General features: G+C 65.8%; 20 protein-coding genes. 9 read left to right on the top strand and 11 right to left on the bottom strand.

What is annotated here, in order from left to right:
• Window positions 1-47 precede the first annotated feature (47 nt).
• From J7I84_RS06485 to J7I84_RS06470, 4 genes are read right to left on the bottom strand one after another with little or no spacing between them, the layout of a single operon-like run.
• Window positions 48-986 (bottom strand): PfkB family carbohydrate kinase, encoded by a 939-nt coding sequence (locus tag J7I84_RS06485; protein ID WP_214942372.1) that lies wholly within the window; start codon window positions 984-986, stop codon window positions 48-50.
• A gap of 32 nt (window positions 987-1018) precedes the next feature.
• Window positions 1019-2230, bottom strand: a complete 1212-nt coding sequence (gene manD / locus J7I84_RS06480) for a D-mannonate dehydratase ManD (RefSeq protein ID WP_214942223.1) — start codon at window positions 2228-2230, stop codon at window positions 1019-1021.
• 49 nt (window positions 2231-2279) lie between these two features.
• On the bottom strand, window positions 2280-3308 hold the full coding sequence (locus J7I84_RS06475) for an L-idonate 5-dehydrogenase (protein WP_214942220.1): 1029 nt from the start codon (window positions 3306-3308) through the stop codon (window positions 2280-2282).
• Window positions 3305-4702, bottom strand: coding sequence for an MFS transporter (locus J7I84_RS06470; RefSeq protein ID WP_214942218.1), 1398 nt, complete (start codon window positions 4700-4702; stop codon window positions 3305-3307). Before J7I84_RS06470 ends, J7I84_RS06475 begins: the two co-directional genes overlap by 4 nt.
• 175 nt (window positions 4703-4877) lie before the next feature.
• Here J7I84_RS06470 and J7I84_RS06465 point away from each other — a divergent pair, with 175 nt between their 5' ends.
• A complete protein-coding gene (locus J7I84_RS06465; protein WP_214942215.1) occupies window positions 4878-5603 on the top strand; it encodes a GntR family transcriptional regulator in 726 nt (241 codons plus the stop codon).
• Between the two features lie 146 nt (window positions 5604-5749).
• Window positions 5750-9418, top strand: a complete 3669-nt coding sequence (locus J7I84_RS06460; protein WP_214942212.1) for a TM0106 family RecB-like putative nuclease — start codon at window positions 5750-5752, stop codon at window positions 9416-9418.
• A gap of 21 nt (window positions 9419-9439) precedes the next feature.
• Here J7I84_RS06460 and J7I84_RS06455 read toward each other — a convergent pair whose 3' ends face one another.
• The 3 genes from J7I84_RS06455 to J7I84_RS06445 all read right to left on the bottom strand — a co-directional run bounded on the left by J7I84_RS06455 (window position 9440) and on the right by J7I84_RS06445 (window position 12091).
• Window positions 9440-9751 (bottom strand): acylphosphatase, encoded by a 312-nt coding sequence (locus J7I84_RS06455; protein WP_214942209.1) that lies wholly within the window; start codon window positions 9749-9751, stop codon window positions 9440-9442.
• Window positions 9752-9856: 105 nt separating this feature from the next.
• Window positions 9857-10795, bottom strand: coding sequence for a glycosidase (locus tag J7I84_RS06450; RefSeq protein WP_214942206.1), 939 nt, complete (start codon window positions 10793-10795; stop codon window positions 9857-9859).
• A gap of 261 nt (window positions 10796-11056) precedes the next feature.
• A complete protein-coding gene (locus J7I84_RS06445) occupies window positions 11057-12091 on the bottom strand; it encodes an adenosine deaminase (protein ID WP_251046225.1) in 1035 nt (344 codons plus the stop codon).
• A 337-nt stretch (window positions 12092-12428) separates the two neighbouring features.
• On the opposite strand from J7I84_RS06445, the gene J7I84_RS06440 reads away from it, so the two are divergent.
• Window positions 12429-13085 carry a transglycosylase family protein gene (locus tag J7I84_RS06440; protein ID WP_214942200.1) on the top strand — a complete coding sequence of 219 codons (657 nt, stop codon included), beginning with the start codon at window positions 12429-12431 and terminating at the stop codon, window positions 13083-13085.
• A gap of 182 nt (window positions 13086-13267) precedes the next feature.
• Here J7I84_RS06440 and J7I84_RS06435 read toward each other — a convergent pair whose 3' ends face one another.
• Window positions 13268-13855, bottom strand: coding sequence for a hypothetical protein (locus tag J7I84_RS06435; protein WP_214942197.1), 588 nt, complete (start codon window positions 13853-13855; stop codon window positions 13268-13270).
• Window positions 13856-14011: 156 nt separating this feature from the next.
• On the opposite strand from J7I84_RS06435, the gene J7I84_RS06430 reads away from it, so the two are divergent.
• The 5 genes from J7I84_RS06430 to J7I84_RS06410 all read left to right on the top strand — a co-directional run bounded on the left by J7I84_RS06430 (window position 14012) and on the right by J7I84_RS06410 (window position 19286).
• Window positions 14012-14932 carry an MSMEG_6728 family protein gene (locus tag J7I84_RS06430; RefSeq protein ID WP_214942195.1) on the top strand — a complete coding sequence of 307 codons (921 nt, stop codon included), beginning with the start codon at window positions 14012-14014 and terminating at the stop codon, window positions 14930-14932.
• 3 nt (window positions 14933-14935) lie between these two features.
• Window positions 14936-15796 (top strand): SDR family oxidoreductase, encoded by an 861-nt coding sequence (locus tag J7I84_RS06425; RefSeq protein WP_214942192.1) that lies wholly within the window; start codon window positions 14936-14938, stop codon window positions 15794-15796.
• An 87-nt stretch (window positions 15797-15883) separates the two neighbouring features.
• Window positions 15884-16279 carry a DUF1622 domain-containing protein gene (locus J7I84_RS06420; protein ID WP_214942189.1) on the top strand — a complete coding sequence of 132 codons (396 nt, stop codon included), beginning with the start codon at window positions 15884-15886 and terminating at the stop codon, window positions 16277-16279.
• A 74-nt stretch (window positions 16280-16353) separates the two neighbouring features.
• Window positions 16354-18126: a DUF222 domain-containing protein gene (locus J7I84_RS06415; protein ID WP_214942186.1), complete on the top strand. Its 1773-nt coding sequence runs from the start codon at window positions 16354-16356 to the stop codon at window positions 18124-18126.
• A gap of 353 nt (window positions 18127-18479) precedes the next feature.
• Window positions 18480-19286 (top strand): YqjF family protein, encoded by an 807-nt coding sequence (locus tag J7I84_RS06410; protein WP_214942184.1) that lies wholly within the window; start codon window positions 18480-18482, stop codon window positions 19284-19286.
• On the opposite strand, the gene J7I84_RS06405 is transcribed toward J7I84_RS06410, so the two are convergent.
• Complete coding sequence (locus J7I84_RS06405; RefSeq protein WP_214942181.1) at window positions 19283-19636, bottom strand: hypothetical protein; 354 nt, start codon at window positions 19634-19636, stop codon at window positions 19283-19285. The genes J7I84_RS06410 and J7I84_RS06405 overlap by 4 nt on opposite strands.
• A gap of 46 nt (window positions 19637-19682) precedes the next feature.
• The gene (locus J7I84_RS06400; RefSeq protein ID WP_214942178.1) at window positions 19683-22094 is read right to left on the bottom strand and encodes a Tex family protein; all 2412 of its coding nucleotides are present in this window, start codon (window positions 22092-22094) and stop codon (window positions 19683-19685) included.
• 129 nt (window positions 22095-22223) lie between these two features.
• On the opposite strand from J7I84_RS06400, the gene J7I84_RS06395 reads away from it, so the two are divergent.
• A complete protein-coding gene (locus tag J7I84_RS06395) occupies window positions 22224-22541 on the top strand; it encodes a hypothetical protein (protein WP_214942370.1) in 318 nt (105 codons plus the stop codon).
• Window positions 22542-22771: 230 nt separating this feature from the next.
• On the opposite strand, the gene J7I84_RS06390 is transcribed toward J7I84_RS06395, so the two are convergent.
• A complete protein-coding gene (locus J7I84_RS06390; protein WP_214942175.1) occupies window positions 22772-23842 on the bottom strand; it encodes an alkene reductase in 1071 nt (356 codons plus the stop codon).
• Between the last annotated feature and the right edge of the window lie 62 nt (window positions 23843-23904).

Genomic DNA, 23904 nt, shown 5'->3' with positions numbered 1-23904 from the left:
CCGCTGCAGCGCAGATTCCTGGCCGCTGGCAGCCAGCGACGCGTTGCTCAGGCGTTTGATGGCACGGCCCCCTCGGTGACATCGGCGGAGCCAGCGGCGGCGTGCGCGCGGGTCTGCTGGAACGTGGGAATCAGCCCCGTGCCGCCCTTGCCGCCGACCACGAGGGAGGACGCTGCGACGCCGTACCGGGCCGCGGTCGGGAAGTCGTCACCCAGCACCAGCCGTGCGGTGAGCGTTCCGACGAACGCGTCGCCGGCGCCGGTCTGGTCCACCACGGCGGGCGCGGGGATGGCGGGAATCCAGGCCGATACCCCATCCGATTCGAGCTGGACGCCCTTCGCACCGCAGGTGACTGCCACATGCGCCGTGCCCAGCGAGCGCAGCTTTGCCGCCGCCTCTCCAGCCGAAGAAACGCCCAGCAGCGCACTCGTTTCACCGGGGAAGGACGGGGTCACCAGGAAGGCGTGCGGGGCCAGTTCGGTAAGGGCCGCTGTCGCCGCTTCCGCCGTGGTGAGGCGGGGACGGTAGTTCGGGTCATACACGAAGCGCTTGGCAAGGGAAGCGGCTTTGACGACGGCGGCGCGGGACGTCGCCGAAATGGCGCAGGCGATGCCGCCGGCCACCACGGCGCCTGCCGCGGCAAACACTTCGGAGTCGACGTCGTCCGGGCCAAGTGTTGACCCCACGCTGCCGTTGCGGGCATAGGAGAACTCGCGTTCGCCGTCCGGGTCGCTGTGCACCAGGTAGACGCCCTGCTGGCCACGGCGGAACTTCAGGAGGTCGGTGGAGATGCCCAGCTCCGCGATGCGGGCGGCGATGGCGGAGCCCAATTCGTCATCGGTGAGCACGGACAGCAGTCCCACGCTGGCGCCCGCCGCCGCTGCGGCCGCGGCCACGTTGAGGGCGTCGCCGGAGATGCCGAGCCGGGCCGGGACGCCGTGGGCGAAGGGCAGGTCGGTGGCGACTTCGACGAGGATCTCCCCCATCACCACCACGTCCAAGGGCTGTTGGATATCGTTCACCAGTCGTGCACCGATCCGTCCAGGCGCCGGTTCACCGGCAGGTACTTGGGGTCGAAGGGAAAGCGCGCAGCGGCTTCTTCGTCGAACTCTACGCCGAGGCCGGGTGCGTCCCCGGGGTGCATGTAGCCGTCGGTAAAGGTGTACGAGCTCTTGAAGACTTCACCGGCCGGGTCGCGGTGGCCCATGTACTCCTGGATGCCGAAGTTGGGGATGCTCATGTCCACATGCAGTGCCGCTGCGAAGGACACCGGGGACAGGTCGCCGGCGCCGTGCGAGCCGGAGCGGACACCGTACAGATCAGCGAGGGAGAAAATCCGGCGCAGGTGCGTGATGCCACCGGCATGCGACACGGAGGTGCGGATGTAGTCGATCAGGCGTTCGGTGATGAGCTGCTGGCAATCCCAGATCGAGTTGAACACCTCCCCCACCGCGACAGGCGTGGTGGTGTGCTGGCGGATCAGGCGGAACGCCGACTGGTCCTCGGCCGGCGTCGGATCCTCGATCCAGAACGGCCGGTACTGCTCCAGCGAGGTGCCAAGCCGCCCTGCCTCGATGGGGGTCAGGCGGTGGTGCACGTCGTGCAGGACATGCACGCCGTAGCCGAACTCCTCCCGGATGTGGGCCATCATCTTTGGGGCGAAGTCCAGGTACGCGGTGGTCTCCCACGTGTCTTCCTGGGGCACGTTGCCGCTGGCCGGCTCGTACAGCTTCCCGTCCACCGGGGCAATGCCATAGGTCTTGTCCAGCCCCGGGACTGCAGCCTGCGCCCGGATGGCCTTATAGCCCAGGTCCAGGTGGTGCTGGAAGTCGGCGCTGAGGTCCGCCAGCGTGGTGCCGCTGGCGTGGCCGTACACCATCACGCCTTCGCGCGCCGCGCCGCCCAGGAGCTCGTACACGGGCATGCCGGCGGCCTTGCCCTTGATGTCCCAGAGCGCGACGTCGATTGCGGCGATGGCGGTCATGGTCACCGGGCCGCGCCGCCAGTAGGCGCCTTTGTAGAAGTACTGCCAGGCGTCCTCGATGCGGCGGGCGTCGCGGCCGATCAGCAGGGGGCAGAGGTGCTCGGAAAGGTAGGACGCCACGGCCAGCTCGCGACCGTTCAGGGTGGCGTCGCCGATGCCGGTGATGCCGTCCTCGGTTTCAATTACGAGCGTCACGTAGTTCCGTCCGGGAGACGAAACCACTACCCGCGCGTCGGTGATCTTCACTGGGAGTCCTTCAAATGGTGGATGTGCAATGCAGGCTGGGATGGGGATGTCAGTCCGCGCTGAGGCGAAGCATGACCTTGCTGCTGTTGGCGGCGGGATCCACGGCGGTCCGCATCGCTTCCTCGGCATGGTCGATGTCGAACTTGTGGGTGATGACGGGCGAGACGTCCAGGCCGTTGGCCATCGCGTGGAGCGCGTCGGTGATCTCGTCGACGAACCGGTAGGACCCGATCCACGTGATCTCACGGGTGACCAGGTCCCCCAGCGCCGACGCGGCCGGTGCCCCCGGCAGGTTGCCGACCTGAACGATGGTGCCGCCGCGGGCCGTGGCGTGCAGGACCCCGCCCAGCACCGCAGGGATGCCGGTGGCCTCGAAAACCAGTTCCACGTCTGCAGGCAGTGGGTTGGTGGACACGTTGCGCACTTCATCGGCGCCCATCGCCCGGGCGATCCGCAGCGAGGCGTCGCTGATGTCCGTGGCGATGACGGTCCTGGCACCGGCATACTTGGCGGCGGCGGTGACCAGCGACCCGATGGGGCCGGCGCCGTTGACCAGCACATCGCGGCCTTTAAGGTTTCCAGCGCGGGTCACCGCATGCATGGCGACGGCAAGCGGTTCTGCCAGCGCCCCGCGGAGGGTGTCCACGCCGTCCGGTAGGGGGCGGACCTGGAATGCCTTGGCAAGCTTCCGTTCGCTGAACCCTCCGTCCGTGTGGGGATCGAACGCCGCAGAGCCGAAGTAGCGGATCTCCTGGTAGAGGTTGGTCCGGCCGCGCAGGCGTTCGGGCATCGTGCCGTTCCCAACGAGTTCGGCCGGGTGCACCGTGACCGGCTGGCCCACTTCCAGGTGCTCGACGCCGGCGCCCAGCCTGGCGATCCGGCCCGCCACCTCGTGCCCCAGGACGAGCGGCGACTTCAGCGCCGCCGTCCCTGACGCTCCGTGGCGCCAGTACGAAAGGTCGCTTCCGCAGATGCCGCCCCATTCGACGTCGAGCACTACTTCGCCGGGCCCGGCAACCGGTTCCGGCCGGTCATCAATGCGGAGGTCGTTGGCGCCGTGGACTACAACGGCTTTCATACGGCGTCCTCAAGGCGGACAAGGTCGCGGCCACGGACCTCGGGGCCAACAGCGGCCGAAACCAGGGTGATCAGCGAGTAGCCAATGAGCATTGCGGCGAGCGGCCACCAGTGTCCGGTAACTGCCGTGAGGGTGGCTGCCAGCAGCGGCCCGATCGCGGTGGCAAGGATGCCGCCGATTTCCTTGGCGAGGGCAAGCTGGGTGAAGCGGGTACGGGCTCCGAAGAACTCTGCCATGGTGACGCTTTCCATTGCGAACAGGCTGAGGACGCCGAGGTTCAGGCCGATGACCATGGCGATGGTGATGACGGTGGAGTTGCCGCTGGTGATCATCAGCATCATCGGAATGGCGAATACGGCAGTCAGGGCGCTGAGTACCAGGTACAGGGGGCGGCGGCCGAAGCGGTCACCGAGGAGGCCGATTACGGGAATCGTGACGAAGCCGAGCAGGGAGCCGTACATGATGGCATTGGTGCCCACCGTCTTGTCCGCGAGCAGGACCGTGGCGAGGTAACCCACCAGGAAGGTCTGGACGAGCCCGGAGTTGCCGGCCTGCCCAAAGCGCAGGCCCAGTGCGATCAGGAACGCCTTGCCCTTCTTCTGGTGCAGGGCCGCCTCGATGGTGCTGGTTCCGGCGGCCTCGGGAGCCTGTGCGGCAGCGGTCTTGATCTTTTCCTTGGGCAGGGCCACGCCATCCACCACGTCTGCGCGCTGTTCGAAGACCGGGCTTTCCTTGATGGAGCGTCGGATCCAGATGGCGAACAGCATAATCACGAAGCTGGCCAGGAACGGAATGCGCCAGCCCCAGCTCAGGAGCTGGTCCTGGGAGAGCGAGGCCACCAGGATGGCCCACAGTGCGGAGGCGCCCAGCGTTCCGGAGTTGGTGCCCAGGCAGACCAGGGACGAGATGATGCCGCGGCGGCGGGCCGACGCGAATTCCGCAAGCATCACGGTTGCTCCGGCGATTTCCGCACCGGCACCGAAACCCTGGATGAGTCGCAGAGCCACCAGCAGGATGGGTGCCCAGATACCAACCATCGCGTACGTGGGGAGGACACCGATCAGGGTAGTGGAGGCTCCCATGAGGGCGATGGTGATGTAGAGGACCTTCTTGCGGCCGATCCGGTCACCCATGCGGCCGAAGTAGACGGCGCCAAACAGGCGGGCAACGTAACCCACGCCGTAGGTAGCCATAGCGGCGATCAGGCCGATGACGGGGCTGACGTCCGGGAAGAAGATCTTGTTGAAGACGATGGCTGCGGCCAGGGAGTACAGCTGGAAGTCCATGAATTCCATGGCGGTGCCAAGCCAGCCTGAGACGGCAACCTTGGCGAGGTCGCGGGTGCTTCGGGCCTGGGCCTGCCCGGTGGTGGGCGGCGCAATGCTTTCGGTCATCAGTTGCTCCTTTGCAGGTGATGCTGTCGAAGGGGATGAAGAGCGTTAGGGAGGTTCACAGCTGTGGGCTGACCCGTATGGATCCGTAGTTGGGCGTCAGTGACCGGCTGCACGTCAATTTCTACTACCATACAAGCACTACCATTCTAGTGTGTCAACAGGCTAGACTGAGGCCATGCCAACGGACAAAAGAGGGGCTGCCCCCCGGCTCTCGGTGCGGGACCAAACGCTTGAAACGCTTCGTCGCCGGATTATTTCGCTGCAACTTCCCCCCGGTGAGCCGCTGTCCGAGAATGAATTGGCCCAGGAGCTCGGGGTCAGTCGGACGCCGGTGCGCGAGAGCCTGATCCTGCTCCGCGAGGAGGGCCTGGTCCAGGTCTTCCCCCAGATCGGTTCGTTCGTCTCCCTGGTCGACCTGGGGCGCGTTTCCGAAGCACAGTTCGTCCGCGAGGCCATTGAATGCGCCTCGCTTCATGACCTGGCGGTAGACAGCGCCGGCATCGCCGGGCTGCGGGAGATCCTGCAGGCACAGTCGGATGCGGATGCGCGCGGTGACGTCGAGGAATTCTTCCGGCTGGATGAGGATTTCCACCGGGAGTTGCTGCGGCTGGCAGGCCACGAATCCGCCTGGGCCGCCGTCAACTCGGCGAAGGCGCATCTGGACCGGGCGCGCCGGATGAGCCTTTTGGATACCCGGCCGGTGTCCACCCTGATCCAGCAGCACACCGCAGTGGTGGACGCGCTTGAAGCCGACAACCTTTCCGATGCGGACAGCAGCCTTCGCCTGCATCTGCGCGCCGTCTTCGAAGACGTCCAGCGGATCCAGGAAGCAACGCCGGAGCTGTTTTCCGATGGTACCGCCCGGCGTCCGTCCCGGCGGAGCGTCGCGCGCCTCACGTAGCAGCCTCGCGCTTTCCCTGGGGCAGCTTCATCCACCCTGGACGAGGCCCTTCCGGTAGCCGGGACCCTGTTTGTCGGCCCCTCTTGCTACGTTTGATTCCAAGCCAGGGGAACCGTCCTCCGGCCCGCAAAAGTTGGGGAGGCCCCGTGTTTCTGCTCGACGCTGCCGGTGTTGATGCCGGACCCGGCACCCGGCCGGACCTGGTCTTTTCCGCCAGCGACCTGGTGGCAGCCAGCGAGTGTGAGTACCGCACGCTCCGCGTCCTGGACGAAAAGCTCGGCCGCACCCCCAAGGCAGAGTTTCCGGCGGACGAGATGCAAAAGCGCGCCGGCGAATTGGGCGACCAGCATGAGCAGACCGTGCTCGCCAGCCTGGTGGCCAGGTATGGCGAATGGGACGCCAGCCGCGGCGCCGGGGTCTACTCCCTCGAACGTGGCCAGAACCTGCGCGGCGAACTGCAGGCAAAACATGCGGAAACCGAACTCGCGCTCCGTTCCGGGGCAGATGTGGTTTTCCAGGCCACATTCTTCGACGGCGAATTCCTGGGCTACGCCGACTTCCTGGTCAACGAGGCCGCGGGGACCGGCAACCCGGGCCGCTACGAGGTATGGGACACCAAGCTTGCCCGCCATGCCAAAGTGGGGGCGCTGCTCCAGCTTGCAGCCTACGGCGACCAGCTCGTTGGGATGGGGCTTGAGCCATCCCCAGTCGTCACGCTGGTCCTTGGAACGCGGGTGGGCGACGACTGGCTGCGGAGCAGCCAATCGCTGCCGGACCTCCTGCCCGTCTTCAGGGAACGACGCCGGCGCTTCCGCCAACTCACAGCCAGCCACCGCTTAGGTGACGGCCCTGTCCAATGGCAACAGCCCGACGTCGTGCATTGCGGACGCTGCGACTACTGTGCGGAGCAGGTGCAGCTCCACAGGGATCTGCTGATGGTCGCGGGCATGTCCGTGGTCCAGCGGCGGAAGCTGCACACGCCCGGCATCACCACCATCGATGAACTGGCAGCCATGCCCGCGGGCGAGGCCAGGAACTCGGTGGTCAGGCTCCGCGCCCAGGCGCGGATGCAGCTGGGCCTTGACCGGGCTGCGGGTTCCCGGACGTTCATCAGGGATGGACAACCGCATACCGTGTCGTTCAGCGTGCTTCCCGGCAATACGATCGGCTCGCTTCCTGCCCCCAGCGCCGGTGACATCTTCTTCGACTTCGAGGGCGATCCGCTCTGGCAGGACCCTGCTACCGGCGCCTGGGGCATCGAATACCTCTTTGGTGTCGTCGAGGCCCCGGTTCCGGGTGCCACCGGCGATCCGGTGTTCCGGCCGTTCTGGGCCCACTCCCGCTCCGGGGAGCGCCGCGCCTTCCTCGAATTCCTTCAGTACGTCGAGCAGCGCCGGGCCTTGCACCCGGACATGCACGTCTACCACTATGCCCCTTACGAAAAGACAGCGCTGCGGAACCTGTCCCTCGCCCACCAGGCCGGCGAGGACACCGTGGATGACTGGCTCCGGCACGGGCTGCTGGTGGACCTGTACGCCACGGTGCGGCACTCCATCCGCATTTCGGAAGCATCGTATTCCATCAAGAAGCTGGAACCCCTCTACATGGGAGACAACCTCCGGTCCGGGGATGTCAAGGACGCCGGCGCCTCCGTGGTGGCTTACGCCGCCTACTGCGCTGCCCGTGACGCCGGCCGGAAGGACGAGGCCGCCACAATTCTGGCCTCCATCTCGGACTACAACCAGTACGACTGCCTCTCCACCCTGCGGCTGCGGGACTGGCTGCTTCAGCTGGGTCAGGAAGCCGGGGAGCGCGGCCATGGAGCAGTCGGAGCGCCTCTCGCTGCAGGCGGGCAGGACGCGGTGCCCGGCCACATCCAGGCACCAGCCAAAGCAGGAGCTGCCGGGGATCAGGCAGCCAGCGCAGATGAATCGCCTGAGGAAGCCCGGCTGGGCGAGTATCTGGCCGGCTTGCCGGATGACCGCCCCTGGACCGATGACCAGCGCGCCATCGCCATGGTTGCGGCCGCCGTCGGATACCACCGCCGCGAGCGCAAGCAGTTCTGGTGGCAACACTTCGACCGGGTCGAGGCACCGTTGGATAGCTGGTCCGACCAACGGAACGTGTTCGTTGTGTCGTCGGCGGAAGTCGTATCCGATTGGGCACTGGCCAAACCAAGGGAACGGATGCGCACGCGTGTCCTGAAGCTCCGCGGCACCATGACGGAAGGCTCCGACTTCCGCCCCGACTCCAACTGGTGCCGGCTCTACGACGCGCCCGGTCCCGATGGAATGACCGATCCGCAGACCGCACCCGGGACGAGGGCTTTCACGTTCGGGACCAGGATCAGCGCGCTGGAAGAGGCTCAGGACGGCCCTGAACACCTGATCACCATCGCGGAGCGTGAGACCGGAAAGGTCCAGGCCTACCCCCACCTGCCAGTCGCCCTGACCGAGGACCAGCCCCTGGCTACCGCCAGTATCGAGGCCGCCATTAAGGAGATCGCCCGGGCCGTCGGCTCGTCCGTGCCGTCACTCCCCGCGCAGCCGGGCCTGGACATCCTGCGGAAGCTGCCGCCACGGTTCCGCTCGCGGCAAGGGCCAGCGGAAGTGCGGCACGGCGAAGACGACGCGGCTGACTATGCAGAAGCCATTACGGAATCGCTGAAGGACCTGGACCATTCCTACCTTGCTGTCCAGGGGCCTCCGGGAACGGGCAAGACCTTTGTGGGCGCCCATGTGATCGGCAGGCTTGTGTCCGAGGGATGGAAGATTGGAGTGGTTGCCCAGTCGCACAACGTGGTGGAAAACCTGTTGTGCCGGGCCATTGAAACCGGCGGAGTAGACCCGCAGGTGGTTGGCAAGAAATTGGCTGCTCCTCACCAGGTTCCCTGGAGCCACACAGCGGAAGGCGATGTGGCACGGCTGTTGTCGACTCCTGGCGGCTGCCTGGTCGGTGGCACGGCGTGGACCATGACCGGCAAGGAGGTCCCGGCAGGGTCACTTGATCTCCTGGTGATCGACGAGGCCGGCCAGTTCTCGTTGGCCAACACGCTGGCGGTCAGCCGCGCCGGGACGCGGCTGCTCCTGCTCGGCGACCCGCAGCAGCTTCCGCAGGTTACGCAGGGCGCGCACCCCGAACCCGTGGATGAGTCAGCGCTCGGCTGGCTTGCCGCCGGCCACGCCACCCTGCCCGCCAACCTGGGGTATTTCCTGGCAGACACGTGGCGGATGCATCCTGAGCTGTGCCGGGCAGTGTCCAACCTCAGCTACGAGGGAAAGCTGAAGTCCGCTCCGGCGGCGTCCCGCCGCGAACTGGAGGGGCTGGCGCCCGGTGTGGAGACCGTGTTCGTCCAGCACAGCGGCAACACCACAGCGTCCCGGGAAGAAGCCGAGGAAGTGGTTCGACAGGCCCGCCGCCATCTCGGCCTGAAGTGGAAACCGGGTCCGGATTGTGAGTCGCGCCCGCTGGAGCAGCAGGACCTGCTGGTGGTTGCTGCCTACAACGCCCAGGTCCATCTGATCCGTAGGCATTTGGCAGAGGCCGGGCTGCCTGAGGTCCGGGTGGGTACCGTGGACAAGTTCCAAGGCCAGGAAGCTCCGGTGGTGCTGGTCTCCATGGCGTGTTCGGCGGTGGCCGAGGCCCCTCGCGGGGCCGAGTTCCTGCTGAACCGGAACCGCATCAACGTGGCCGTGTCCCGCGGACAATGGCGCGCCGTGATCGTCCGCTCCCCCGAGCTCACCAGCTACATGCCGCACAAGCCCGCGGCGCTGGAGGAACTCGGAGCCTTCATCGGACTCAGCCTCCGGCTGTAGCCGCGCAGCATGGAGACGCTGTCAGTGTGCCCGGAACCCGCCGAAGGTCCCCTGGGCAGCTGAAAAGCCAGACTCCACCCGCTCCACCCGGCCAGGAGTCCGGTCCGAATTGAGCCAATCCAGCAGTTTACGAACCTGTGGTTCGGCGCCTTCGGCAATCACCGAAACCGAACCGTCGTCGAGGTTGCTCACCTCGCCGGACAAGCCAAGCTCCTCCGCTGTGCCCATAGTCCAGTAGCGGAAGCCCACACCTTGGACCACGCCGAACACCCGGGCGTCCAGCCGCACCGTTTCCTGCATAGGGCCGTTCTGCGCGCGTTCATGCCTGCCCATGCCGGGCCTCCTAAGGGAACATCGGCCTGCCCAACCAGGTAGCGCCAGGTGCCGTCATGAATGTCAAAAACGACACTAACTGCTACCCGGTTGGGAACCCAACGCTTAGTCGATGGTGATGTCGCGGGTGGCGTGGTTGTAGCGGATGGTCACCGTGCCGCCGGCGTGGTGCAGCTCGTGGTTGGGACCATCGAACGCACCGAAAGCGCCGTAGTTCTCAGTCCAGGAGCGGTTCAGCGCGATCTTGAACGTGTAGTAGCCGGCGGGAAGCTCGGCACTCTTCTTCCACAGCTGGTCCAGGAAGTCGAACTCCATCTGTGCTTCGTCGTACTGCGGCGCCCAGTTCTCCGGGGCACCGAGGATGGTGTTGAAGTCGCCGGCCACGGCCACGGCCTCGGGCTGCGGCAGGGTTTCGACGTCCGGGCCCTCCAACGGTTCCGCGGCAGCATCAGCAGAGGCCGGCGCAGCTGCGGCCTTGTCCTTCGCCGGCGCCTTGCCCTTGCGGACGGCTGCCACCACGGGCTCGACGGCGTCTTCGATCGCCTTGGCTGCCTTGCCCACAACGGAGGCGGCCTTCTTCGCCGGGGCCTTCCTGGCGGTTTTCTTCGGGGCTTCCTCCTTGGCCGGAACTTCCAGCGTTGCCGCGGCGGCGGAAACAGGGCGGACAAAGCCTGCGGGAGCCGTAGGAACGGGAGTGCCGGCGGGGACCGGAGTGCCGGCGTCGAGCGCTGCGCCGAAGGAATCGGCATCAGGGAACGCGGCCGTGGCACGCATGCCGTCTTCCGTGATGGTCCAGCCCGAGCGTCCCTTGACCAGCCATCCAGCCTTGACCAACTTGGCCGTGGCCGAGGTCAGGGTCTTGTGGCCGCGCGGGATGCCGCCGCTGAGGAGTTCGGCTTCATGCTCGTTGAACGGCACGCGGGCCGTTGCCTCCGCCAGGACCTGGCCTGCATTCAGTGCATCGCCGGACCACACGCCTTCAGTCAGGACATCCAGGACGGTCTTGAGTCGAAGGTACGTGTTTTCTGCGGTGGACTTGGCCATGATTCCCCTTATATAAAAGCGATCGGTCTTAGGCATCTTGCCAACTGCCCATTAAATCGCGCGACTTTAATTGGTTAACTCTGCGTGTCGTGACCGACTGTGAAGCGGATGGTACCTCAAGTGAGGCGGAGGTCTCGGGTAAGGGCTGTCTGCATAACCCTCAAGCGCTGACATGGGTGCTGCCTTGCACTCCCCAGACACGCCTGCGGCACTAAGTTTACCGGGCAGGAAGCCCAGCTGTTGCGCCCGACACTAGCGCGGTCAGTCCGCCACTTCCCTGCCGTTCAATTCCGCGAGCAGCTCCGCCTTCCGCTCCTCAGACGCGAAGGAGGAGTGGATGGAGTTCGCTGCCAGCCGCGCCTTGTCGAAATCGGAGAGCTCAAACACCGAGGTGAGCTGCGCAAAGTTGTCATCCACGTAGCCGCCAAAGTACGCAGGATCGTCCGAGCTCACCGAAACGTTCAACCCGGCAGCCAGCATGGCGGGCAATGGGTGGTCCGCCAGGGTGTCAACGGCACGGAGCCGGACGTTGGAAAGCGGGCACACTGTCAGGGGAATGCGGGCGTCCACGAGGCGCTCCACAAGGTCGGGATCGTCCATGCAGCGGATGCCGTGGTCGATCCGCTCCACACCCAGGATGTCCAGGGCTTCGGTGATGTACGACGCCGGGCCCTCCTCCCCCGCGTGCGCCGTCAGCCGCAGTCCTGCTTCGCGCGCCTTCGCGTACAGCCGCTCGAACTTGGAAGGCGGGTTTCCCACCTCGGCCGAGTCCAGCCCAATGGCGTCGATGGGTGCGTTCATGGCCAACAACAGGCCCAGGACCTCCAGCGCCGAGTCCTCCGGCAGGTCACGCAGGAACGCGGCGATCAGGATGGTGGAGATGCCAAACTCCTCCTCCGAGGTTGCCAGCACCGAGGCCACTCCCTTGACGCATGCCTCCAGGGGAATGCCGCGCGAGAGGTGCGCTTGAGGGTCCAACATGATTTCGGCGTGCCGGACTCCGGCAGCGGCGGCGCGCTCCAGGTACGCCCGGGTCATGTCCGCGAAGTCCTGCTCGGTGCGCAGCACCGCCATGTTGGCGTAATAGAGGTTCAGGAAGGACTGCAGGTCTGTGAATTCGTACTTTGCCCGGAGTTCGTCCAGTCCGGAGTACGGCAGTGCAATGCCGTTGCGTTCGGCCAGGGCAAAGATGAGCTCGGGCTGCAGCGTGCCTTCGATGTGCAGGTGCAGTTCGGCCACCGGGAGGGGCTTTTCAGGGACCGCGGGTTCCACGGTGTCCGTTTCGGTTTCGGGCATGGTGCTGCCGCCGGGAAAGTTGTCCATCCGGTCAGGATAGTGCCCCTCCCGGTTTCGCGTCTGCCGGCGCCCCTTGAGGCGGACAGGTCCGCACCGTTGCCGTGCCACCGCCCACACTCAACACGGCCGCCGGAATCTCGATTTGATAACGGCCAAGCGATGTCTTAGCGTGAAATGCAGGCCCGTTCGGCGGGCTTCTTGATTGCCCGGTGCTGCCTTCACCAGAACTGCCCAGCGGCAGCCACCGACAGTGACCTCTATTCGTCAGGGGCGGGCAGTGGCGCGACGATCTCCGGGGACGGAACCAGCGCTGGTGGCCTTCAGGAGCATCACCATCATGAAAAACACCAAATTCCGTACTGCCGCACGCCGCGGAGTCACCTTGGCCGCCGTCTCCGCGGCAGGTTTGGCGCTTTCAGCCACGGCGGCCAACGCAGCCACCCCGACGTCCACCTGGGACGCACTCGCGCAGTGCGAGAGCGGCGGCAACTGGTCCACCAACACCGGCAACGGCTTCTCCGGCGGCCTGCAGTTCACCTCCAGCACCTGGTCCGCCTACGGCGGAACCGGCTCGCCGCAGAACGCCAGCCGTGAGCAGCAGATCGCTGTAGCCGAGCGCGTCCAGGCCTCCCAGGGTTGGGGCGCCTGGCCCTCCTGCTCGTCCCAGCTCGGGCTGAGCGGCGGTGGTGGAGCGCCGGTTCAGAGCGCCCCGGTCCAGGGCGCACCTGTACAAAGCGCACCAGTCCAGAACACCCAGCTCCAGAGCGCGCCGGTCAAGCAGGCACCGGTCAAGCAGGCACCTGCACCGCGGCACGCAACCTCGGTTCCGCTCAGCGGCGAAACCTATACCCTGCAGGCCGGGGACACTTTGAGCATCGTGGCGCAGAAACTGGGTATTCAGGGCGGCTGGCAGCACCTCGCCGACGCCAACCTGGACACCATCTCAGATCCGAACCTCGTGTTCGCGGGACAGGTCATCCAGCTCCCCGCCTAACACCAGCGGGCGATTTCCCAGCGGCTTTGGCCGAACCGCCTTTCCAAGGCGACAGAGACAGGTCGGCGATAGACAAATTCCGTTGACCAAAGAACGACGCCGGCACGCCCTCATAAGGGACGTGCCGGCGTCGTACTTTAATCAGTAAGCCCCTGCCGCAGTGGGCGGCAGGCCAAAGACGGTCAGTTCCCGGGGAACTCGCGGACGATCCGTACCTTCCAGGCGGACTCGTCGCTGGTGTCAAGCAATGCGACGGTGCCATGCGCAAGATTCAGGGCAACCCGCTTGACGGCGAGCAGCTCCAGGTAGAGTTGCTCGTTCATCCGGCTGGGGGTGTCGATCACGTACTTCACCGCGTCGCGCAATTTGCGGTAGTTGGCGCTTCGTTCGCGGTGCATGTGCAGTTCCAGCGCCGACCGTTGCTTGAGCCGCGGCTCGTGCCGGTTGAGCAGGGTCACGGCGGCGTGCACTGCAACCACGAGGGTCAGCGAGACGCCGTAGATCCACCAGCCGCTGGAGAGCAGGAACAGCGGCAGGTTTCCGATGGCCACGAGCGCGATGACCGCCCGAAGGGCAGCGATGCGGCGGACCGTCCTGGCAACGGCAGCCATGCCATCGCGGAAACGGTGCTGATCCTTGCGTGCGGCGGCGGGATCGATAATGAACTCGTCGAGAACCAGGATGCCCTGGGCTTCCGGGCCCAGCAGCTGTCCATAGCGGGGCAGCGCGGTGCGGGCGGGGTCGACGGCTTTGTCAGGTGTGAATGTCATGAGAGGGCTTCCAAAACGCGGGGGTGGATGCGGTGATCTTAGTGGTTTAACCTGAAGGCCGTATGCAGGCGTCCATTATTTGGACATCTGGTGATGCCTCAAGTGGTGCCGGGCACTGTAATTGGAACATCCGCCGCATGCCGTCAAACTGAATAGATGCAAACCTTCCTCCCGTACCCTGACTTCCGCCAAAGCGCCAAAACCCTGGACACTGCACGGCTGGGCAAGCAGCGGGTTGAAGCGCTCCAGACCCTGCGCGCCCTGGTGATTCCGGGGTACGGATGGCAAACCCATCCGGCAATCCGGATGTGGATGGGGCACGTGCCCGCCCTTACCATGTATGGCCTGGCGATGGTGGACGAATGGATTGAACGGGGCCACCCGGACAACACCCGCGCCAACATTGCCGAGTTCGCGCCGCAGGCAGCCCACCCCGATTACGCTGCCAAAATTGTGATGCCGCCTTGGCTCGGGGACCCCGACTTCCACCTGAGCCACCGTTCCAAGCTGGTGCACAAGGAACCCAAGTTCTACACCCCCGTTTTCCCGGACGCGATTCCGGAAATGGACTACGTCTGGCCTGAGCCCCGGCACGAGTTCCTGCCGCAGGAGCCGGAGCGGGACATTTTGTGGATCCTGCGGGAGCCGCATGATGAGGTTGACCCCCAATCCCTGACCACCGTGGCGCTTCCGCCGGTAAACCGGAGCGCTGCTTCCGCGGCCGCGATGTCCGCCGGGGATGACGGCTACTCCCCCGTCTACGTGGACGACGGCTCCCGCCGGCCGTCCCGGACGCCTAAGAAGGCGCCGCCCAGGCCGCAGGCGAAGAAGCCCACCCGTAAGCGACTTGCACAGGAGGAGGCCTTCCGCACCCTTCCGGGAAAGACGCCGGTTGCTGTTCCGTTCGAGAATGGGGCCAGGTTTGCCGTGGGACAGGTGGTGGGCCGACCCCTTACCCTCGCTGACGGCCGTTTTGGCAGGAACTTCGAAGTTACAGAGGTCATCGACCGCTCAGCATTCGCGTACCCTGCACTGCTGCAGGACCCCCGCGTGTTCTTCCCGGTCGAGGCACCCTAGGCCATGACGGTACTTTTGGCCGGTTGCGGGGACCTGGGCACTGAAGCAGGGCTCCGGTTCGCTGGCCTGGGCCACCGGGTGGTGGGCTGGCGCCGCTCCCCCTCAAAACTGCCTGCAGCCATCGAAGGTGCCGTGGCGGACCTGGGATCGGCAGACCTGCCGCGCGTCCCCGCGGACACCACCGCCGTCGTCATTGCTGTTGCCGCGGACTCCCCCACCGAGGAGGCATACCGGAAAGCGTATGTACGCGGAGTGGCACACGTCCTGGATGCGCTGGCGCGTGATGCAGTGACCCCCGAGCGGATCATCTATGTGTCCTCCACTGCCGTCTATGGCGATGCAGGCGGCGGTTGGGTGGATGAAAACACGGCGCCGGGCCCAGCCGGCTTTTCCGGCCGCGTGTTGTTGGAAGCGGAGGAGCTCTTGCATTCCCGGCTGGCAGGAACCACCACAGCCGGTGTCTCGCTCAGGCTGGGCGGGATTTACGGACCGGGCCGGACGCGGCTGATTGATCAGGTAAAAACCGGCTCTGCCGTGATCCCGGAGGACGTGCGCTACACCAACCGGATCCACCGGGACGACGCCGCAGCTGCCATCGTGCACCTCGCCACGATGGCAGCTGTGCCTGAACCTGCATATATCGGCGTGGACAACGAGCCAGCCGATCTGGGCTCCGTGTTGCGCTTCCTGGCAGTGCAGCTGGGACAGCCATCACCGGCCGTTGCCGACGCCGGGCCTGCCCGCGGGGGCAATAAGCGCTGCAGCAACGACTTGCTCCGCAGCACCGGGTTTACCTTCGCGTTTCCTACGTTCCGGGAAGGGTACAGGGACGTTATGGCAGGGAACGGCGTCCGCCACCCCTGAGCGGGGCCGTCGCCCCGTGGTGGTTGCCAGGTTCAGTCCCGGCGTTGAGTTGGGCGCGGGGACGCTTGGCCCGGAGTGAGGCAGGGCATGGAATTTCGGCAGATCATTGAGACGGTCGGGCAACTGGTTGACTTCGCTGGCGTTGCGGTCATGGTGATCGGAGCGGTGGTGTCCCTCCCGATGGCGCTACGGGGCCATCAGCCGCGGGAGCTTCCACCGGGCGCGGACAAATTGAGTTTCTACCGCTCCTACCGGCAACTACTGGGAAGATCCATCCTGCTGGGCCTCGAACTGCTTGTCGCCGCAGACATCATCCGTACCGTTGCCGTCACGCCCACGTTCGTCAGCGTCGGGGTACTGGCCATCATCGTGCTGATCAGGACGTTCCTCAGTTTCTCCCTGGAATTGGAAATCACCGGGCGCTGGCCGTGGCAAAAGGAACCGTCAGCAGCCCGTTCCGGTTCAACCGCGGCGGCTGGCTGAGCTGCTGGTGCGGGTTTTCCACATAGGGGGTTTAGGGACTCTCGATTGTTGGTGGTGACTGGCAGGGTTGGGCTATGGAGGCCATTGGGGAGCATCTCGGGAAGGCGTACGACGCCGGCCGTTGGCTGCCGCGCCCGGCCCACCTTCACGCCGTCCCGGCTGAGCCGTTGCAGCAACCTCCAACTGCCGCCGCGTCTGCGGCAGCTGGCCTATTCGACGGGCTGCAGGAGCAACTCGCCGCCGCTTCCCTGGCCGCCCCTGAGGTACTTGCGTCCGCCACCTATGAAGAGGCCGCCGGCTTTGCCGCCCGGGCCGAGGAACTCGCCCGCACCGTGGAGTACCTGCAACTCTTCGGCGCAGGAGCCGTGGACCGGACCCGCACCCAAGCCATAAACGACGCCACCGCGGCAAAGACCCGCCAAGGCCGGGCTACCCTTTCAGCCCTGCGAAACCCGGGCTGGATCACCGGGTGGGACACCAACGGCATCGAAACCCTGAACCCCAGCCCGGCAGCTCTCAACGAGACCGACGCCAACTGGCCCGGCCCGCCCTCCCAACCCGGCGACCCCATCGTGGCATCCCCGGCCGATGACGGGTGCCGGAACACCGCAGAATTCCTCCGCCTGCGCCTGCAGATCCCCATCCGCGAAGCCCGCCGCCGACTCACCCTCGCCCAGCACGTCCTGCCCGCCATCACCCTCACCGGCGAACCACTCCCACCAACCCGGCCCCACCTCGCCGCCGCCCTCACCCCAACCGAGGCGAACAACACTGACGGCAACAACACCGAGCCAGGGACCACCAGCGTGCATGTTCAGGGCCCGGCCGTGTCCTCGCACGCCGCGACCATCATCACCGCCACCCTGGACCGGCTCCAGCACCACACCACCGAAGAGACCCTGGACCGGATCGAGCACCACCTCACCACCGCCGCCACCACATGCGACCCAGACTTCCTCACCCGCCTGGCCCAACGCTGGACCGACACCATTGACGCCGACGGCACCGAACCCACCGAAGAAGCCCTCCGCCACACCCAAGGCGCCTTCATCCGCAAACCCCGCCACGGCCTGCACCACGTTGAAATCTTCGCCACCACCGACCAATACGAACACCTCCTCACGGTTATGAACACCGCCACCAACCCCCGCACCACCACCCCCAACACAAGCGAGCAGGCCGCGGCCGAGTACACCGCACTGCCGGATTTGGACCGGCGCACCCGCGCCCAGAAACAACTCGACGGCATCATCACCGCCGCAAAAACCGCCCTCGCGACCAACGCCCTGCCCACCACCGGCGGCAACCGACCCCAAATCATCGCCGTCATCCACCACCAGGACCTCTTCCCCCACACCCCCACCGGGAGCCCGAAACCAGACACCCGGGCAGGGACACGCACAGGGACCGGGACCTTCGCCTTCACCGGGCCCGTCGCCGCCGTCACCCTGCGCAAAATCGCCTGCGACGCCGACATCATCCCCGCCCTCCTCGGCACCCACGGCGAAATCCTCGACCTCGGCCGCAAAACCCGGCTCTTCACCCCAGCCCAACGCACCGCCCTCACCGCCCGCGACCAAGGCTGCGCCTTCCCCAACTGCACCATCCCAGCACCCTGGTGCGAAGCCCACCACATCACTTACTGGTCACACGGCGGACCCGCCACCACCAACAACGGCGTCCTGCTCTGCAGCCACCACCACCACCTCATCCACAAAGAACAATGGAAAATCAACACCACCCACGAAACACCAACCTTCATACCCCCACCCCACGTCGACCCCACCCAAACACCCCAACAAAACCACTACTTCAAACCACCCCCGCCGCCCCACCCACGAGAGTGACTTGAGGCTGCTGCGGCGGGCGCGGCCTGACCTCCCGTGGCCAGGCAAAGAAGCTGAAACTGAATTAAGGAGCTCGGGTCCGAATATAGAAACCTGCAAGAGCCACGCCGCCGCGGGAAGCCCGCACCCAGGCGCCCGAGAATCATGGTTCCAGCCAGGTCGTCCGAACGGACTGTCCGCACGGCTGACCCGGCCCCGGGGAGGATTTGCGGATACTGTTTGCCCAGGAAGATGCAGGTGCCAGGCCTCCTGTGGATGGTCAGCTTCCTGAGAACACGCCTGTTGACTTACAACTGCCGCAGCTAATAATCAGGAACACCTGCAGCTGGGCCGAGCGAAGGACTGTGAGGACCTTGACGCCAAACTTGAGTGCTGCACAACTGTGGCCGCAACCGCCGAAGCTTCCCAAACCGGTATTCTCCGACCAGCGGTGGCTTGATGCCGTCTTCCTCCACTGGCGCGTTCCGGAGGCAGTGGCCGCCGCATTCATGCCTGAAGGAGTCCAACCGGATGTGTTCGACGGCAGTTCCTGGGTAGGCCTGATCGGCTTTCGCATGGAGAAGGCGGGACTTGGAACCGGACCCGGCATCCCCTACTTGGGAAGCTTCAACGAGGTGAATGTCCGGCTTTACTCCCGCGAGCCGGACGGGACCCGTGGAGTGGTGTTCTTGAGCCTGGATGCAAACCGGCTCCCAGTTGTTTTGGCCACGCGGGCTGCGGGAATCCCCTACGTGTGGTCGCGGATCCGGCAATGGCCGCCCTTTCCGGGCAGGGATAGCAGACAACAGTATGGCAACCGCTGGACCCCTGCGGGCAGCATGGGTGAACTTCCGGTCGGCTATTCTGTCCGCCGGTTTGGCGGCGGCTCTGCCCGAAGCCACTTCGGCGTCGTCCCCAAGCTGCATACCGCGGTCAGCGATCCACTATCGATCTTCCTGACTGCGAGATTCGGCATGCACGGCAGCTTCCGTGGCAGAACCATGTACGTTCCGAACACCCACCACGACTGGCCACTCTTTGGGGCAGACGTCCACCGGCTCACCGATGAATTGATCGGAGCCTCAGGCATCAGCGTCAGCGGTCCGCCAGAGTCGGTCCTCTACTCCCCTGGAGTCCGGACACGCTTCGGAATGCCCCGTCTCCTGGGGACTGGAGGCTAGAACGTTGCGTCCTGCACGTCCGGCGCGCCCTGGGCATCCTGCCAGCCCCCGCCCTCGGTGAAGGTGCTCACCAGGGTACCCACCCCTGCCTTCAGGGAGTTGGACGGGTCGAAGTACAGCGACGCTTCAGAGGCACGGCTGTGGGTGATCAACTGCTCAGCCTCGAGTTTCGCCTCCGGCACGGTTGCGCCGATGATTCCCGTGCGGGCTGGAAGAACCGGCGTGTGCACCACGTCGGCGTCCGTCCGGGTCAGCGGGACCGTGGTGCCGGAGTTGATCTCATCGTTGGGGAACTCGAACTCGGCATCGCCGGGGGCAACAGGAACGGTGTACTCCAGGAAAAAAGTCATACCCCACCCTTGCAGAAAAGCCGGCACCGCCAAAAGCCCCGGCGCACTACTTGCCGAGCCCGGCCTTCCGAAGTGCCTCGGCCATGGCCGTGTTGACGGGCTGGGGTTTGGGGCTCGACCTGAGGCTCCCTCCGGATGTGCCTGATCCCTGCTTCCCCGGCTGTTGGCGGTCCGGCCGCCCGGTACGCTCAGCCTTTCGGCTGCCGGAATCGCGCCGGCCGGAGCCTGCGCCGCCGGCGGCTGGTTCGTCGTCGAGCCTCAACGTCAGTGAAATCCGCTTACGCTCCGGGTCAGCTTCCAGTACCTTGACCCGGACCACCTGGCCGGACTTCACCACCTCGCGCGGATCGGACACAAAACGGTCCGATAGGGCAGAGACGTGCACCAGGCCGTCCTGGTGCACTCCGACGTCCACGAACGCCCCAAATGCCGCAACGTTGGTTACCGTTCCTTCGAGAATCATGCCCGGCAACAAGTCCGAGATCTTCTCAACGCCTTCCGAGAACGTGGCGGCAGCAAAGGCGGGCCGGGGGTCGCGGCCTGGTTTGTCCAACTCCGCGAGGATGTCCTTGACCGTGGGAAGGCCGAACGTACCGTCGACGAACTTCTGCGGGTCCAAGGAGGACGCCGGGGCCGACCCGGCCGCCACGAGGATCTTCCTCGCCACTGCGTACGATTCGGGATGCACACTCGATGCATCCAGCGGCTCGGCTCCGCCGGTGATCCTCAGGAAGCCCGCGCACTGTTCGAACGCCTTGGCGCCCAACCGCGGCACTTTCTTGAGGTCGGTCCGCTTACTGAAGGGTCCGTGCTCGTTCCGGTAGGCCACAATGTTTTCACTCAGCAAGGGCCCGACGCCCGCCACCCGGCTCAGCAGCGCGGGCGAGGCAGTGTTGACGTCAACACCCACGGCGTTCACGCAGTCCTCCACCACCGCGTCCAGGCTCCCGTCCAGTTTCGACGCCGTCACGTCATGCTGGTACTGGCCTACGCCGATGGACTTGGGATCGATCTTGACGAGTTCGGCGAGCGGATCCTGCAGACGGCGGGCAATGGACACGGCGCCGCGAAGCGAAACGTCCATCCCCGGCAGTTCAGCGGCAGCGAGCGCGGATGCTGAGTAGACGGATGCCCCGGCCTCGGACACCACAATCTTTTGCGGTTTGCGGTCCACCTCCGGCAGCAGCTTGATGAGCTCGGCAGCCAGCTTGTCCGTCTCGCGCGACGCCGTCCCGTTGCCGATAGCCACAAGTTCGACGGCGTGCTGCCGCGCCAAACGCACCAGGGTGGCCAGGGCTTCGTCCCATTTCCGCGCCGGAGCGTGGGGGTACACCGTGTCGGTGGCCACTACCTTTCCTGTGCCATCCACCACGGCGACTTTCACCCCCGTCCGCAATCCAGGGTCCAGGCCAAGCGTGGCAAGGTTTCCAGCAGGGGCCGCCAGCAGGACGTCCCTCAGGTTGGCGGCAAACACCCGGACCGCTTCGTCCTCCGCTGCCGCGAACAGCCTGGCACGGAGATCAGAGGTGAGCCGGGCCAGCACGCGCGAGCGCCAAGCCACCTGCGCCGTCTGCATTAACCACGCGTCGGCGGGACGGCCCCGGTCGGCGACCCCGAGGAACCTGGCCACTGCGGACTCATAGCGTGCGCGGGCGGCGGCGAGGGCGGCGGCGTCCGATGGATCGGCTTCGGCGAGGTCCAACTCAAGGACGCCGTCCTTCTCCCCGCGGAACAGCGCGAGCACCCGGTGGGACGGCATCCGGTCCGGTGCCTGCGCGAACTCGAAGTAGTCCGAGAACTTCTGGCCTTCGGCCTCCTTGCCCTTCTTGACGCGGGACACCATCCGGCCCTGGGTCCACATCCTGTCCCGGAGGTTCGCGACGAGGTCAGGGTCCTGGGCCACGCGTTCCACCAGGATGGCCCGGGCGCCGGCGAGCGCGTCAGCGGGGTCACCTATGGCGTGGTCGCTGCTGAGGTATTTCCCGGCCTCGCGTTCGGGATCCAGGTCCGGCCGCTTCAGCAGCGTATCGGCGAGCGGCTCAAGGCCCGCTTCCCGGGCGATCTGGGCCTTGGTCCGGCGCTTGGACTTGAACGGCAGGTAGATGTCTTCGAGCCGTGACTTGGTGTCCGCCGCCAGGATCGCCTTGCGCAGTTCAGGGGTCAGCTGGCCCTGCGACTGAATCGCGTCGAGGACCGCACGACGGCGGTCTGCCAGTTCCCGGAGGTAGCGCAGCCGTTCGTCGAGGTCGCGAAGTTGAGTGTCGTCCAGCGTGCCGGTGGCTTCCTTGCGGTACCGGGCGATGAACGGCACTGTCGCCCCGCCGTCGAGCAATCCAACTGCAGCCTTGACCTGCCAGGCCTTGACGCTCAGCTCGGCAGCGACCTGGGCGAAGATCGCATCGTCCTCAGACTCGCGGGAGGGGGCGGAAACGGCTGAAGGTGCAGGCAGTTGAGTCACCAGAACATCTTGCCTTACGGGGCCGCCGGGCTCCACCGGAAGCGGGCCGATGGGGAGGCAGCGGGGGACGAAAGGGTATTCCGCTGGGCCTTGCAAAGTGCTGTAGTGGACATGCCGTTAATGGCGCCGATGCTCGAGGAAGAGGCCATCATGCGGGAACTGCTTGTGGTGTTTCAGGAGGGGTTCGACGAGGCCAACATCACCGTGACCGTCAACGGCAAGGAGGTGCGCAGGGACTTGGGCGTCTCCACCAATCCGTTGCTCGGCATCGCGTCCGAGGTGTCCGTGGAACTCCCCGCGAAGGGCGCACAGGTGGGAGTCGAAGTCACAAATCGGGGGCTGAAGGCCATTACCAAGGTCAGCGGGCGGCCCAAGAGCGTGTTGGTATCGATCGAGGACGGCCGCCTGCTGATGAAGGAAGGGACCGGCCGCGAGGCTGTCCTGTAGCCACTTTCAGGTTCGCAAAAGTGGCTCTGGTAAGAGTCCATTCGTTGGAGTAGCATCTGATCACCGCCGGCTTCCAGTGGGGTCCGGCGGGCCACATAAGTCTTCAGCCGGAGGTCGTCGGATGGCCTCCGGCGCCGCTGCCCGGGACCAGCACCCCTGACAGCCAACGACGGCGGCACCCGGGTTGGGTGCCGCCGTCGTAGCCTTATTCAGGTTGGCCGGTGGGCCGCTTAGCCCTGGTACAGCGGGTAATCCGTGTAGCCGGTGGCGCCATCCGCGTAGAACGTGGACGCGTCGGGCTCGTTGAGCGGGAGGCTTTCCTTCCAGCGCCGGGCAAGGTCCGGGTTGGCGATCACGGGGCGGCCAACTACGACGGCGTCAGCGTGGCCTTCGGCCACCAGGTTCACGGCTTCTTCCCGCGTGGTGATCACGCCGAAGCCGGTGTTGACCAGGAAGGTGCCGCCGAAGCGTTCACGGAGATCCTGGACAAGTTCACCGGTGGGCTCGTGGTGCAGGATGCTCAGGTATGCCAGATTGAGCGGTGCGATGCTGTCCATGAGGACCTCGTAGGTGGCGCGGACGTCTGCTGGGTTCGTCTCCGCGATGCCCTGCACATTGTGCTCAGGGGAAATGCGCACTCCCACACGGTTCGCTCCGAGGGCTGCCACGACGGCGTTGATGGTTTCGATGACAAAGCGGGCGCGGTTTTCCGGCGATCCGCCGTAGCTGTCCGTCCGGACGTTGGAGTTCGGCGCCAGGAATTCGTGCAGGAGGTAGCCGTTGGCAGCGTGCAGCTCCACGCCGTCGAATCCTGCCTCGATGGCGTTCAGCGAAGCATTGACGAATTCCTGGATGACCATGGGGAGTTCGTCGGTGGTGAGTGCATGCGGCACGGGATACGGCTGCTTGCCGGCCTGCGTCCGGACCACGCCGTCGATGGCTACTGCACTGGGACCGACGATGGGCAGGCCACCGGTGATGTCCGAGTGGGAAACCCGGCCGCCGTGCATGATCTGTGCGAACATGCGGCCGCCTTCGGCGTGGACGGCGTCCGTAACCGTCTTCCACCCGGCAACCTGCTCCGGGGTGACGATGCCGGGCTGGCCCGGGTACGCCTGGCCGGCCGGAGTGGGGTATGTGCCCTCGCTGACGATCAGGCCCAAGGAAGCGCGCTGGCGGTAGTGCTCGGCGAGAAGCGGGCCGGGGATGCCCTTCTCACCCGCGCGGAGGCGGGTCAGGGGTGCCATTACCAGCCGGTTGGGAAGTTCCAGTTCACCGAGGGTGAGCGGGGAAAACAGCATGTGCAGTTCCTTTCGAAGGCTAAAGACGTACTGCCTATGCCAACTGTGGGGCGCGTGCAACT

Origin of the sequence: Arthrobacter sp. ISL-85 (assembly GCF_018613675.1) — a bacterium.
Classification (GTDB): domain Bacteria; phylum Actinomycetota; class Actinomycetes; order Actinomycetales; family Micrococcaceae; genus Arthrobacter.
Note: the sequence above shows the minus strand (reverse complement) of the source record. Positions and strands in the feature narration are given on the sequence as shown.

Excerpts from the sequence above, each read along its gene's own strand:
- J7I84_RS06485 (WP_214942372.1), bottom strand. The coding sequence starts at position 986 with ATGGGGGAGATCCTCGTCGAAGTCGCCACCGACCTGCCCTTCGCCCAC.
- J7I84_RS06475 (WP_214942220.1), bottom strand. The coding sequence starts at position 3,308 with ATGAAAGCCGTTGTAGTCCACGGCGCCAACGACCTCCGCATTGATGAC.
- J7I84_RS06470 (WP_214942218.1), bottom strand. The coding sequence starts at position 4,702 with ATGACCGAAAGCATTGCGCCGCCCACCACCGGGCAGGCCCAGGCCCGA.
- J7I84_RS06465 (WP_214942215.1), top strand. The coding sequence starts at position 4,878 with ATGCCAACGGACAAAAGAGGGGCTGCCCCCCGGCTCTCGGTGCGGGAC.
- J7I84_RS06455 (WP_214942209.1), bottom strand. The coding sequence starts at position 9,751 with ATGGGCAGGCATGAACGCGCGCAGAACGGCCCTATGCAGGAAACGGTG.
- J7I84_RS06450 (WP_214942206.1), bottom strand. The coding sequence starts at position 10,795 with ATGGCCAAGTCCACCGCAGAAAACACGTACCTTCGACTCAAGACCGTC.
- J7I84_RS06445 (WP_251046225.1), bottom strand. The coding sequence starts at position 12,091 with ATGCCCGAAACCGAAACGGACACCGTGGAACCCGCGGTCCCTGAAAAG.
- J7I84_RS06440 (WP_214942200.1), top strand. The coding sequence starts at position 12,429 with ATGAAAAACACCAAATTCCGTACTGCCGCACGCCGCGGAGTCACCTTG.
- J7I84_RS06435 (WP_214942197.1), bottom strand. The coding sequence starts at position 13,855 with ATGACATTCACACCTGACAAAGCCGTCGACCCCGCCCGCACCGCGCTG.
- J7I84_RS06430 (WP_214942195.1), top strand. The coding sequence starts at position 14,012 with ATGCAAACCTTCCTCCCGTACCCTGACTTCCGCCAAAGCGCCAAAACC.
- J7I84_RS06425 (WP_214942192.1), top strand. The coding sequence starts at position 14,936 with ATGACGGTACTTTTGGCCGGTTGCGGGGACCTGGGCACTGAAGCAGGG.
- J7I84_RS06420 (WP_214942189.1), top strand. The coding sequence starts at position 15,884 with ATGGAATTTCGGCAGATCATTGAGACGGTCGGGCAACTGGTTGACTTC.
- J7I84_RS06415 (WP_214942186.1), top strand. The coding sequence starts at position 16,354 with ATGGAGGCCATTGGGGAGCATCTCGGGAAGGCGTACGACGCCGGCCGT.
- J7I84_RS06405 (WP_214942181.1), bottom strand. The coding sequence starts at position 19,636 with ATGACTTTTTTCCTGGAGTACACCGTTCCTGTTGCCCCCGGCGATGCC.
- J7I84_RS06395 (WP_214942370.1), top strand. The coding sequence starts at position 22,224 with ATGCTCGAGGAAGAGGCCATCATGCGGGAACTGCTTGTGGTGTTTCAG.
- J7I84_RS06390 (WP_214942175.1), bottom strand. The coding sequence starts at position 23,842 with ATGCTGTTTTCCCCGCTCACCCTCGGTGAACTGGAACTTCCCAACCGG.